Raw genomic sequence first — 12,337 nt, 5'->3', positions numbered from 1 at the left:
CAGGATGACAGGAGAAAGTCATGACATCATTTACTGAAGAAAATACCAGCCACTTCGTGCAAATCCGTGAAGGCGAAGCCGATCTGCGAATCCATTACAACGACTGTGGCAGCGGCGCAGAAACCGTGGTGATGCTGCACGGCTCTGGCCCCGGTGCCAGCGGCTGGGCCAATTTCAGCCGCAATATCGAACCGCTGGTGGCGGCCGGTTACCGGGTGATCCTGCTGGATTGCCCCGGCTGGGGCAAAAGTGACTCGATCGTCAGCACCGGTTCCCGTTCGGATCTTAATGCCCGCATCCTGAAAGGGTTAGTGGATGCGCTGGATCTGCAACAGGTACACCTGCTGGGGAACTCGATGGGCGGCCACAGCTCCGTGGCCTTTACCCTGACCTGGCCAGAGCGCGTTGGCAAACTGGTGTTGATGGGCGGCGGTACCGGCGGGGCCAGCCCGTTTGTGCCAATGCCGACCGAAGGCATCAAACTGCTGCAAGGGCTGTACCGCGAGCCCAATATCGACAACCTGCGCAAAATGATGAACGTCTTTGTTTACGATCCGAGCGATCTGACCGAAGAACTGTTCAAAACGCGCCTCGACAATATTCTGGCGAATCGCGATCACCTGGAAAACTTCACCAAAAGCCTGACGATCAATCCAAAACAGTTCCCGGATTTCAGCCCGCGCTTGGGTGAGATCAAGGCTAAAACGCTGATTGTCTGGGGGCGTAACGATCGCTTTGTGCCGATGGATACCGGCCTGCGCCTGCTGGCGGGCATTGCCGGATCTCAACTGCATGTGTTCAGCAACTGCGGGCATTGGGCGCAATGGGAACATGCTGAGACCTTTAACCGTATGGTGCTGGATTTCCTCAGCCATTAGTCAGGGAGTGAGTCATGAGTGATTACAGTCTGGAGCAGTTGGCTGAGGCGTTGCGCCAGTCAGAGGCCAGCGGCAAGGTGATTGAACCCTTGCGCGATCGTCTCGGCGTGGGCAATGGCGAAGCGGCTTATGCCATCCAGCAACTGAATGTGCAGCATTGGCAGGCCGCTGGCCGCCGCGTGGTGGGGCGCAAAGTGGGCCTCACCCACCCTAAAGTCCAGCAGCAACTGGGGGTGGACCAGCCTGACTTTGGCACGCTGTTTGCCGACATGTGCTACGGCGATAACCAGGGCATCCCGTTTTCTCGCGTGATGCAGCCGCGCATTGAGGCAGAAATTGCCTTGGTGTTGAACCGCGATCTACCGAATGCCGATACCACCTTTGATGAGCTGTGCGGTGCGGTGGAATGGGTGATGCCTGCGCTGGAAGTGGTCGGCAGCCGCATCAAAGATTGGTCGATCAAGTTTGTTGATACCGTAGCGGATAACGCCTCCTGTGGCGTGTATGTATTGGGCGGCCCCGCGCGCCGCTTTGCCGGGCTGGATTTACAGAATTGCGGCATGCGGATGACGCGCAATAACGAGGTGGTGTCTACCGGGCGCGGCAGCGAATGTCTGGGGCATCCGATCAATGCGGCGGTGTGGCTGGCACGCACCATGGCCAGCCTGGGCACACCGCTGCGAGCGGGTGATGTGGTACTGACCGGAGCGCTGGGGCCGATGGTCGCGGTGAATGCTGGTGACAGTTTTAAGGCAGAAATTGACGGTGTTGGCACGGTAGCGACCTATTTTTATGAGGATAACGCGTCATGAGTAAGAGAAAAGTGGCGATCATCGGTTCCGGCAATATCGGTACCGATCTGATGATCAAAATTATGCGTAACGCCAAACACCTGGAAATGGGTGTGTTGGTGGGGATCGACCCAGAGTCGGATGGTTTAGCACGTGCCCGCCGCCTGGGCGTGCCGACCTGCCATGCCGGTGTGCAGGGGCTGATCGCGATGCCGGAATTTGCCGGGATCGACTTTGTGTTTGATGCTACCAGCGCCAGTGCGCATGTGAAGAATGATGCGGTGCTGCGGGCGGCCAAGCCGGGGATCAGGCTTATCGACCTCACCCCGGCGGCGATTGGCCCTTACTGCGTTCCGGTAGTGAATCTGGAACAGAATCTCAGCCAGGGCAACGTCAACATGGTGACCTGCGGCGGGCAGGCGACTATTCCGATGGTGGCGGCGGTCTCTAGAGTGGCGAAAGTGCATTACGCCGAAATCATCGCCTCGATCGCCAGTAAATCTGCCGGGCCAGGCACCCGTGCCAATATTGATGAGTTTACCGAAACCACCAGCAAAGCGATTGAGGTGGTGGGCGGTGCCGTGCGCGGCAAAGCCATTATCGTGCTGAACCCGGCAGAGCCGCCGCTGATGATGCGCGATACCGTTTATGTGCTCAGCGAAGCGGTGGATCAGGCCAAAGTTGAGGCGTCGATCAATGAAATGGCCGCCGCCGTGCAGGCCTATGTGCCGGGTTACCGCCTGAAGCAGAAAGTGCAGTTTGATGTGATCCCGCCAGAAGCCCCGCTCAATCTGCCGGGAATTGGCCGTTTTTCTGGCCTGAAAACCTCGGTATTTGTGGAGGTTGAAGGGGCGGCGCACTATCTGCCTGCCTACGCTGGCAACCTCGATATCATGACTTCTGCTGCGCTGGCGACCGCCGAGCGTATGGCCCAGTCGATGGGAGAACGGGTATGAATGGGAAAAAAATCTACATCTCGGACGTGACATTACGCGACGGCATGCACGCGGTTCGCCACCAATATACGCTGCAAAACGTGCAGGACATTGCCCGCGTGCTGGATGCGGCGAAGGTGGATTCGATCGAAGTGGCGCATGGCGATGGCCTGCAAGGCTCCAGCTTCAACTACGGCTTTGGCGCACATACCGATCTGGAGTGGATCGCTGCGGCGGCGGACGTCGCCAAGCACGCAAAAATTGCTACTCTGCTGCTGCCGGGGATCGGCACCATTCACGATCTGAAGGATGCCTATAACGCCGGGGCGCGGGTAGTGCGCGTGGCGACCCATTGCACCGAAGCGGATGTGTCAAAACAGCACATTGCCTATGCCCGTGAACTGGGGATGGACACCGTGGGCTTCCTGATGATGAGCCACATGACTACGCCGGAAAATCTGGCGAGCCAGGCCAAGCTGATGGAAAGCTACGGCGCAACCTGTATCTACGTGGTGGATTCCGGCGGTGCGATGAATATGAACGATATTCGTGCCCGCTTCCGCGCGCTGAAAGCGGTGCTGAAGCCGGAAACTCATACCGGGATGCATGCGCACCACAACCTCAGCCTTGGCGTGGCAAACTCGCTTGTTGCGGTGGAAGAAGGGTGCGATCGCGTGGATGCCAGCCTGGCAGGCATGGGGGCCGGGGCAGGCAATGCGCCGCTGGAAGTGTTTATCGCGGCGGTGGATAAGCTCGGCTGGAACCATGGCACCGATCTGTATGCCTTGATGGACGCCGCCGACGATCTGATTCGCCCGTTGCAGGATCGGCCAGTGCGTGTCGATCGCGAAACGCTGGCGCTCGGTTACGCCGGGGTCTATTCCAGCTTCCTGCGCCACTGCGAAGTGGCGGCGAAGAAATACGGCATCAACGCGGTGGATATTCTGGTTGAGCTCGGTAAACGCCGGATGGTGGGCGGTCAGGAAGATATGATCGTTGATGTGGCTTTGGATTTACGTTCTCGATAATTATAAGCAGGCCAGCCAGACTGGCCTGCACTCTATCCGCTCATTCGATCGCCAGATCGAAGGGCTGCCTGCGTTTGAATATCTTCACCTCATCGAATAATCGCTTATTCCAAAGGTACCTTTATGAATGTCGCTTTGTCTAAAGTCGATTCACGTTTGGTCATTACGATAGGTTTATGTTTCCTGGTTGCCCTGATGGAAGGGCTGGATCTACAGGCCATGGGGATTGCAGCCGTTGCCATCGCTCAGGCGTTCGAGCTGCAAAAGATGCAAATGGGCTGGATTTTCAGCGCTGGCATTCTGGGGCTGTTACCCGGGGCCTTCGCTGGCGGGCGGCTGGCCGATCGCTATGGTCGCAAGAAAGTACTGATAGGTTCGGTGGCGCTGTTTGGTCTGTTTTCTATTGCGACAGCACTTGCCTGGGATTTTAGCACGCTAGTGATTGCCCGCTTGATGACGGGGGCCGGGCTAGGAGCAGCCCTGCCCAATCTGATAGCACTGACTTCTGAGGCGGCAGGGCCTCGCTTGCGCGGGTTTGCTGTCAGCATGATGTATTGTGGTGTTCCTCTGGGGGCGGCATTGGCTGCAACCGTGGGGATCGCGGGGGTGACCTTGCCCTGGCAAACGATCTTCTGGCTTGGCGGCGTGGTGCCGCTAATTTTGGTGCCGCTTTTGGTCAACAGGTTACCCGAATCTCGCCTGTTCAGCGATCATCGGCAGGCGATCGCCGCATTGCCATTGGCCGATCTGTTCCGCCACGGAGCTGCGTTGCCCACGTTACTGTTGTGGCTCAGCTATTTTTTTACTCTGCTGGTGGTTTACATGCTGATTAACTGGTTGCCAACCTTGCTGGTTAATCAAGGGTTTCAGGCTGCGGAGGCATCCTGGGTGGTGTTTACCCTGCAGATTGGCGCGGCGGTTGGCACGCTTATTCTAGGGGCTTTGATGAACAGGTTACGCCCGTTGGTGATGTCGGCACTGATTTACGTTGGCATGCTGCTCTCACTGGTTTCGTTGGGATGCTCAACCCATTTTGACACCATGCTGGCCGCCGGATTTGTTGCCGGGTTGTTCGCCACCGGTGGGCAAAGCGTGCTCTATGCTCTCGCTCCGCAGTTTTATCCTACCGAGATACGTGCGACAGGCGTTGGTACCGCCGTTGCCGTTGGCCGCTTAGGGGCGATGAGTGGCCCATTGATCGCCGGTAAGATGCTGGCATTAGGGACTGGGACGGTAGGAGTGATGGCGGCATCGGCGCCGGGGATCGTAATTGCTGGGATTGCCGTATTCTGGCTGCTTAACCTCAACCGGCGCAATGTGGGTTGAAGAACCTATAGCGGGAAATACCTTGCGGATGAGTGGGAGAAAAATATGGAGCTGAGACAGTTACGCTATTTTGTGCGAGCCGTTGAGTTAAGCAGTATGGGGAAAGCGGCACTCGATCTGAATATCGGCGTTTCTGCCCTGAGCCAGCAAATCAGCCGTCTGGAAAACGAACTGGCCATCCGCTTATTGCAAAGAACCTCGCGCGGTATCGTGGCAACGGATGCCGGTCTGGCCTTTTTCTCTCAGGCTCAACTGGCCTTGCGCCATGCCGATGATGCGGTGCGGGCGGCAAAGCAGGCCCGGCTCTCCGGGCACGTCAGCGTCGGAATGGCACCCAGCACCGCCTCGGTGCTAGGGCTACCTTTTATGCTGGCGATGCAGGAGCGTTATCCGCACATCCGGCTGCATATGGTGGAAAGCCTGTCGGGCAATCTGGCGGCGATGATTAACACCCGCCAGTTGGATTTGGCGATCCTGTTTCAGCATAAAACCGTCCAGACCTGGAGCGCGCTGCCGATTTTGGCCGAACGGCTATTTCTGATCGGTAGACAGGAGATCGTCGGGCGCTTTCAGCATCAACCCATTACGCCTGAAGAGTTGGCCAGCTTACCGTTGATTTTACCCAGCCAAGCGCACGGCTTGCGGGCGTTGCTCAACACGGTTTTTGCCCGGCAACGGGTAGAGTTGAATATTCTGGCGGAGATCGACGGCTTGGCGATGTTGATGGATGCCGTTCGCCATGGGCTGGGGGCCACCATTCAGCCGGGTGCGGCGGTGTCTCGCATGGTGGATGACAATCTGAAGGTGATCGCCATAGATAATCCGCTGTTAAGCCGCCCCAATTTTCTGGTCAGCCTGTCTGATGATGAACTCTCCCCGGTTGGGCTGGCCGCCAGGGTGGTGCTGCAAAGCGTGATCCAGCAGCTGGTGACGCAAGGTAGTTGGCCGGGTGCGACCCTTCACGATCGCTAAACCCCCGTTAAGCGCTACCCGCTAGCTGCTTGTTTAGACCGCAGGTTACATTTTAGTCACAAAAGGATAACACCGAGAGTGTGACTATGTTTGATGTTGTGGTCATCGGCGGGGGCAATGCGGCGCTGTGCGCGGCCCTCACCGCCAGAGAGCGGGGGGCTTCCGTCCTGCTATTGGAAGCGGCCCCCAAAGAGTGGCGCGGCGGGAATTCTCAGCACACGCGCAATTTACGCTGCATGCATGATGCGCCACAGGATGTGTTGGTCGACAGCTATCCTGAGGAAGAATTCTGGCAAGACCTGCTGAAGGTGACCGGTGGGTTGACCGATGAACCGCTGGCCAGAATGGCGATCAGGGCATCCGCCACCTGCCGTGGTTGGATGAAACAACACGGCGTGCATTTTCAACCGCCGCTTTCCGGCGCATTACACGTCGCCCGCACCAACGCCTTTTTTATGGGCGGTGGGAAAGCATTAATCAATGCTTACTATCGCAGTGCAGAAAAACTGGGCGTGGTGATCCGCTATAACAGCCCGGTAGATTCCCTGGAGTTGCAGAACGGGCAATTTGTTGCGGCGCGGATTGGCGAGCAGCGTATAACGGCCCGTGCCTGCGTGCTGGCCGCCGGTGGGTTTGAATCTAACCGCGATTGGCTGCGTGAGGCCTGGGGGCAAAACGCTGCCGGTGAATGGCCCGCAGACAACTTTCTGATCCGGGGCACCCGGTTTAATCAGGGCGTATTGCTGAAGTTTATGATGGAGGCTGGGGCGGATGTGATCGGCGATCCTTCCCAATCCCACTGTGTGGCGATCGATGCGCGTGCTCCGTTGTATGACGGCGGGATCTGCACCCGTGTCGACTGCGTTTCGCTGGGGGTTGTGCTGAATCGCCAAGCGCAGCGTTTCTATGATGAAGGGGAAGACTTCTGGCCGAAGCGTTATGCGATCTGGGGCCGCCTGGTGGCGCAGCAGGCCGGTCAAATTGGTTACTCGATTATTGATAGCAAAGCTATCGGGCGCTTTATGCCGCCGGTATTCCCTGGGGTGCAAGCCGATAGCCTGCACGATCTGGCCGTGAAACTGGAGCTGGATCCCGAGCAGTTTATCCAAACCCTGGAGGCTTATAACCGCGCCTGTCAGCCAGGAACCTTCAACCATACCCTGTTGGACGATTGCCACACCGAGGGCCTGACTCCGGCGAAAACCCACTGGGCGTTACCGATCGACACCCCTCCTTTTTATGGCTACGCGCTTCGGCCGGGCATCACCTTTACCTATCTGGGTTTGAAGGTGAATGAGCAGGCTGCGGTGCATTTTAACGGCCAGCCTAGCCGCAATCTGTTTGTCGCCGGAGAGATGATGGCCGGTAACGTACTGGGCAAGGGGTATACCGCAGGCGTTGGCATGTCTATCGGCACGGCCTTCGGTCGTATCGCCGGTCATCAAGCGGCACTGGCCGCGCAGCAGGAGGCTGAGTATGCAACAGCTTGAATTGCTAATCCGTGAGGCACAATCCCTGACCGATAACGAGCAGGAGGTGGAACGGGTGATGCAAATCTGTAACGCCTGCCGTTACTGCGAAGGCTTTTGCGCCGTGTTCCCTGCCATGACCTATCGGCTGACGTTCGGCAAGGCTGATATCAACTATCTGGCTAATCTTTGCCATAACTGTGGGGCCTGCCTGCACGCCTGCCAATACGCGCCGCCCCATGAGTTCGGCGTGAATGTACCGCAGGCGATGGCCAAAGTGCGCGTCGAAACCTATCAGGAATACGCTTGGCCAGCCAGATTGGGCGTGTTGTATCAGCGGGCGGGAACGGCGGTAGCCGTGGCGCTGGCTTTTGCTCTGGGGCTGTTTTTGTTATTGATGATGTTTATCAATGGTTCACTAATACATCCGCCGCTGGCCGGTGATTTCTATCAGATATTCCCGCATAACCTGCTGGCGGTGATGTTCGGCAGCGTATTTGTCTTTTCCCTTGGTTCATTGCTGTTCAGCACCCGCAAGTTCTGGCGCGAGATCTCACCGGTGGCGGGAAGCCTGCCTGCGCTGGCAGAAACCACCCGTAATGTACTGACCTTGACCTATCTGGACGGGGGGCATGGTGAAGGCTGCAATGATGAGGATGATGCCTTTACCCTGCGGCGGCGTCGGTTCCATCACTTTACCTTCTACGGGTTTATGCTGTGCTTTGCCGCCACGCTGGTGGCTACCGGCTACCACTACCTGTTGGGAGAAGAGGCACCCTATGACCTGCTGAGTTTGCCGGTGATATTGGGCACATTGGGCGGCATAGGGTTGATTATTGGCCCGGCAGGCCTGCTGTGGCTGAACCTGCGCCGCAACCCGGCTCATGGAGACGCGGCGCAAAAACCGATGGATCGCGGTTTTATTCTGTTACTGCTGCTGGTGAGCGTGACCGGCATCGCGTTACTGATTGGCCGTGATACTGCGCTAATGGGAGCACTGCTGGCTATTCATTTGGCAACCGTGATGGCGCTGTTTTTATTGCTGCCTTACGGCAAGTTTGCCCATGGTTTTTATCGTACTGCGGCTTTATTAAAGTGGGCGATAGAAAAAAGGCGTAAAGCCTGATTCAACTTTCAAGGTGTTTAATAAATCTACCCTACATAATTTTACCCTAAATAATTCGAGTTGCAGGAAAGCCAACGTAGATGCAACTTGAAGTATGACGGGTATATATAAATATGGCGACAAATGATTGCCATGGAGAACATATACAATGGTTGAAAATACCGTCAAAAAAGCCAACCCGCGGTTCGCCAATTTGGGTGCCATATTGCGCGTGACCAGCGGGAATTTCCTTGAGCAATTCGATTTCTTTCTGTTCGGGTTTTATGCCACCTATATCGCTAAAACCTTTTTCCCAACTGATAATGAATTTGCCTCACTGATGCTGACGTTTGCCGTATTTGGTGCCGGGTTTCTGATGCGCCCGATCGGGGCCATCGTGCTCGGGGCTTATATCGACCGAATTGGCCGCCGCAAAGGGCTGATGGTGACGTTAGCTATTATGGCCTGCGGAACCTTGTTGATCGCCATAGTGCCCGGTTATGACACCATCGGTTTATTGGCACCTGCGCTGGTGCTGCTGGGGCGTTTGCTGCAAGGGTTTTCTGCCGGTGTGGAACTGGGGGGCGTGTCGGTTTATCTGGCCGAAATTGCCACGCCGGGAAATAAGGGTTTTTATACCAGTTGGCAATCTGCCAGCCAGCAAATTGCTATTATTGCGGCGGCGCTGATTGGTTATTACCTGAATGCCCATCTGACACCGGCGGAAATATCCGCCTGGGGTTGGCGGATTCCATTCTTTATTGGCTGCATGATTATTCCATTAATCTTTGTATTACGCCGATCGCTGGTGGAAACCGAAGAGTTCCTTAATCGTAAGCATCGGCCTGATACGCGGGAGATTCTGTATACGGTGGTACAAAACTGGCAGGTGATCCTGGCTGGTATGCTGCTGGTAGCCATGACCACCACTACTTTCTACTTTATTACCGTTTATACGCCCACCTATGGCAAAAGCGTGCTGCATCTCAGCGCCGAGGACAGCCTGATCGTGACCATGCTGGTTGGTTTGTCCAACTTCTTCTGGTTGCCGATCGGCGGGGCGATTTCCGATCGTATTGGCCGCAGAGCGGTCTTAATGACTATCACCGTTTTGGCATTGCTGACCACTTATCCGGCATTGGAATGGCTGACTCAGGCACCGAGCTTTGAACGCATGACGGTGGTATTGCTGTGGCTGTCGTTTTTCTTTGGTATGTATAACGGCGCGATGGTAGCGGCATTGACCGAGGTGATGCCTGTCTATGTGCGTACGGTAGGTTTCTCGTTGGCCTTCAGCCTGGCAACGGCGGTGTTTGGTGGCCTGACGCCGATCATTTCAACCGGCCTGGTGGAGATCACCGGGAGTAAAAGTTCGCCTTCTTACTGGCTGATGTTTGCCGCGTTTTCTGGATTGATCGCGACCTGGATGCTCTTTTTCAAATTAGCCAAAAACGGTAAGGCGGTGAGTGAGGCGGCTTAGCGAATCAGGCTATTTCCCTTCTCTTGATGGCTGCGCTAGGGCGTGGCCATTGTCATTTATCAGCTAACAAAGCTAATCACAGATTGGTTAATTTGCGAGCTTGATCACTTGACCGGTCAAGTGATCCTACCCTATGTTGAGAGCACCTTCTTTTCCGATCCAGGGAGCGGTTCTCATGGGATCTATTCGCACGCTAAACGGTGATATTGACGCCAGCCAACTCGGTGTGACCTACAGCCACGATCACATCTATTGCATTCCCCCCTACTGGGCAGAACGTCAGGATGACGATTTGCTGCTGGATGATCCCGCCGCTTCCGAACGGGAGCTGGCTGATTTTTATCAGGCGGGTGGACGGGCCATTTACGATGCTACCGCTCCCGATTATGGCCGCCAGGTGGTTGCCGTTGCTGAAATGGCCAAGCGCCAGCAGGTGCAGGTTATTGCGACCAGCGGCTTTAACAAAGGATTCCTTTGGAGCAGCAACCGGCCTGGCTCAACACAAACCTTTGCCGACTGGATTGAACACTCATCAATCGATGCATTGGTGGAGCACGTTTGCCATGAAGTCACTACCGGCATTGAAGGGAGCCATTATCGCGCCGGAGTGGTGAAATGCGGCACCGGCTACAACACTATTTCCCCGTTAGAACGCAAAACCATGGAAGTCATCGTCAGGGCCCAGCAATGCACTGGCGCGCCGATGCATAGCCATACGGAAATGGGCACCATGGGGCTGGAACAGACGCAGATATTTCGAGGTTTGGGGCTGGATTTTTCCCGCCTCTGTTTTGCTCATATGGATCGTAATCCCGATCCGTGGCTCCACCGTCAGATTGCCAACACCGGGGCATTTCTTTCCTTTGATGGGATGAGCCGCATCAAATACTACCCAGAACATGTCCGCACGCAGGCCATATTGGCACTGTGCAAACGCGGCTATCAGAAACAAATTTTAATTGGCGGCGATTTCGCCCGTAAATCCATGAGTGCCCACTACGGTAAAGGCGGCCTGGGGCTGAAGTTTATCCTGACCGATTGGCGGCCAAGATTTATTGCCGAAGCTCAGGAAGAGGGGCTGGATGGCGAAGCCTTGCTGCATGACTTCCTGGTAGAAAACCCCGCCCGTTATTTTGCTTTCGGCTAAGGGGGCACCATGAAACTGCACGCGTTAAATGAGCAACAGGCCAAACAGGCGCTGGCAAAGGCGCAGATTGCACTGCTGCCGCTGGGCGCGGTGGAGCCGCATGGCGATCATCTGCCGTTGGATACCGACAATCTGCTGGCCGAACGTTTCTGTGCCTTGCTGGATCAGCAACTGGGAGAAGCGGCGATCAGCCTGCCAGTAGTGCCTTACAGCCAGGTGTGGTCACTGCGCGGGCACGCGGGGGCGATCGATATTGGTAACGATCTGCTGGTGCCACTGCTGGTATCGCTGGCACGCAATATGGCCAGCTATGGTGTTGCGACCACGGCGGTGATTAACGCCCATTACGGCAATTTTGACGCCATCAAAGCCGCCGCCAGACTGCTGAAGGAAGAGGGCATTACGCTGCTCAGCTATAGCTGGGCCGGTATGGACGCCTGCGTTAGCCAATTACGCACCTCTGCCGTTGCCTACCCTGGCTATATGCATGCCGATGAGATTGAAACGTCCCTGATGCTGGCATTGGCACCGGAACACGTTGATATGGCGCTGGCGCGCGCGCACTACCCGCGATTCCCAGAGAATTTCCGCTACCAGCCAGTACGCTGGACGGAGTTTTCTGACTATGCGGTGTTAGGGGACCCCGGCTGCGCCAGCCAGGAAAAAGGACAGGTATTTGTGCAGCAGGCGCTGGAGGCCACGCTGGCTTCCATCCGCCTTCATTTGGCAGAGGGAGGCAACAATGATCGTTCGGCAAGCCATCAGTATTGATTATCCGGCCAGCAATGCGGAACAGGCCATTCAGGCGGCGGGAGACGCGCTGTGCCAAGCGGGTGCCTGCCAGCCGGAATATGTGCAGGCGATGGTGGCCAACTACCGGGAGTTTGGCCCCTACTTTGTAATTGCCCCCGGTTTGGCAATGCCACATGCTCGCCCGGAGCAAGGGGCGATCAAGCCACAGTTCAGCCTGATACGGCTGCGTGAGCCAGTGGTATTTAACCATGCCGAAAACGATCCGGTGCAGGTGGTGCTGGGGCTGTCTGCCACCAGCAGCGATCGGCATATTCAACTGATTCAACACATTGTCACCCTGCTGGCAGATGAAAATAACCTGCATACGCTAATGAATTCCCGCGACCCTGAGCAGCTTTATCGGCTGATGGCTTGCGCGGTATAACCCGATCTTGATGGCTTAACACGGAGTGA

The 12,337-nt window shown here is 56.2% G+C and carries 12 protein-coding genes; all 12 read left to right on the top strand.

The window, feature by feature from the left end; translation table 11 throughout:
• The first annotated feature begins 20 nt into the window (after positions 1–20).
• The 12 genes from AC2A1E_RS11980 to AC2A1E_RS11925 all read left to right on the top strand — a co-directional run bounded on the left by AC2A1E_RS11980 (position 21) and on the right by AC2A1E_RS11925 (position 12,308).
• The gene (locus AC2A1E_RS11980; RefSeq protein WP_484383924.1) at positions 21–878 is read left to right on the top strand and encodes an alpha/beta fold hydrolase; all 858 of its coding nucleotides are present in this window, start codon (positions 21–23) and stop codon (positions 876–878) included.
• 14 nt (positions 879–892) lie between these two features.
• A complete protein-coding gene (mhpD, locus tag AC2A1E_RS11975) occupies positions 893–1,690 on the top strand; it encodes a 2-keto-4-pentenoate hydratase (protein ID WP_484383923.1) in 798 nt (265 codons plus the stop codon).
• Positions 1,687–2,625 carry an acetaldehyde dehydrogenase (acetylating) gene (locus AC2A1E_RS11970; RefSeq protein ID WP_484383922.1) on the top strand — a complete coding sequence of 313 codons (939 nt, stop codon included), beginning with the start codon at positions 1,687–1,689 and terminating at the stop codon, positions 2,623–2,625. The genes mhpD and AC2A1E_RS11970 overlap by 4 nt, the downstream gene beginning before the upstream one ends.
• On the top strand, positions 2,622–3,632 hold the full coding sequence (mhpE, locus tag AC2A1E_RS11965; protein ID WP_484383921.1) for a 4-hydroxy-2-oxovalerate aldolase: 1,011 nt from the start codon (positions 2,622–2,624) through the stop codon (positions 3,630–3,632). Before AC2A1E_RS11970 ends, mhpE begins: the two co-directional genes overlap by 4 nt.
• A 123-nt stretch (positions 3,633–3,755) precedes the next feature.
• A complete protein-coding gene (gene mhpT / locus AC2A1E_RS11960) occupies positions 3,756–4,958 on the top strand; it encodes a 3-(3-hydroxy-phenyl)propionate transporter MhpT (RefSeq protein ID WP_484383920.1) in 1,203 nt (400 codons plus the stop codon).
• Between the two features lie 45 nt (positions 4,959–5,003).
• The gene (locus AC2A1E_RS11955; protein WP_484383919.1) at positions 5,004–5,930 is read left to right on the top strand and encodes a LysR substrate-binding domain-containing protein; all 927 of its coding nucleotides are present in this window, start codon (positions 5,004–5,006) and stop codon (positions 5,928–5,930) included.
• An 86-nt stretch (positions 5,931–6,016) separates the two neighbouring features.
• Positions 6,017–7,420, top strand: a complete 1,404-nt coding sequence (tcuA, locus tag AC2A1E_RS11950; RefSeq protein ID WP_484383952.1) for an FAD-dependent tricarballylate dehydrogenase TcuA — start codon at positions 6,017–6,019, stop codon at positions 7,418–7,420.
• Positions 7,407–8,525: a tricarballylate utilization 4Fe-4S protein TcuB gene (tcuB, locus tag AC2A1E_RS11945; RefSeq protein WP_484383918.1), complete on the top strand. Its 1,119-nt coding sequence runs from the start codon at positions 7,407–7,409 to the stop codon at positions 8,523–8,525. Before tcuA ends, tcuB begins: the two co-directional genes overlap by 14 nt.
• Positions 8,526–8,673: 148 nt before the next feature.
• Complete coding sequence (gene tcuC, locus AC2A1E_RS11940) at positions 8,674–9,984, top strand: tricarballylate/proton symporter TcuC (RefSeq protein WP_484383917.1); 1,311 nt, start codon at positions 8,674–8,676, stop codon at positions 9,982–9,984.
• 175 nt (positions 9,985–10,159) lie between these two features.
• Positions 10,160–11,131 (top strand): phosphotriesterase family protein, encoded by a 972-nt coding sequence (locus tag AC2A1E_RS11935; protein WP_484383916.1) that lies wholly within the window; start codon positions 10,160–10,162, stop codon positions 11,129–11,131.
• A 9-nt stretch (positions 11,132–11,140) separates the two neighbouring features.
• Complete coding sequence (locus AC2A1E_RS11930) at positions 11,141–11,902, top strand: creatininase family protein (RefSeq protein ID WP_484383915.1); 762 nt, start codon at positions 11,141–11,143, stop codon at positions 11,900–11,902.
• The gene (locus tag AC2A1E_RS11925) at positions 11,874–12,308 is read left to right on the top strand and encodes a PTS sugar transporter subunit IIA (protein ID WP_484383914.1); all 435 of its coding nucleotides are present in this window, start codon (positions 11,874–11,876) and stop codon (positions 12,306–12,308) included. The genes AC2A1E_RS11930 and AC2A1E_RS11925 overlap by 29 nt, the downstream gene beginning before the upstream one ends.
• Positions 12,309–12,337: the final 29 nt, after the last annotated feature.

The organism is Serratia sp. HNCC26DJ206 (assembly GCF_057180605.1).
Note: the sequence above shows the minus strand (reverse complement) of the source record. Positions and strands in the feature narration are given on the sequence as shown.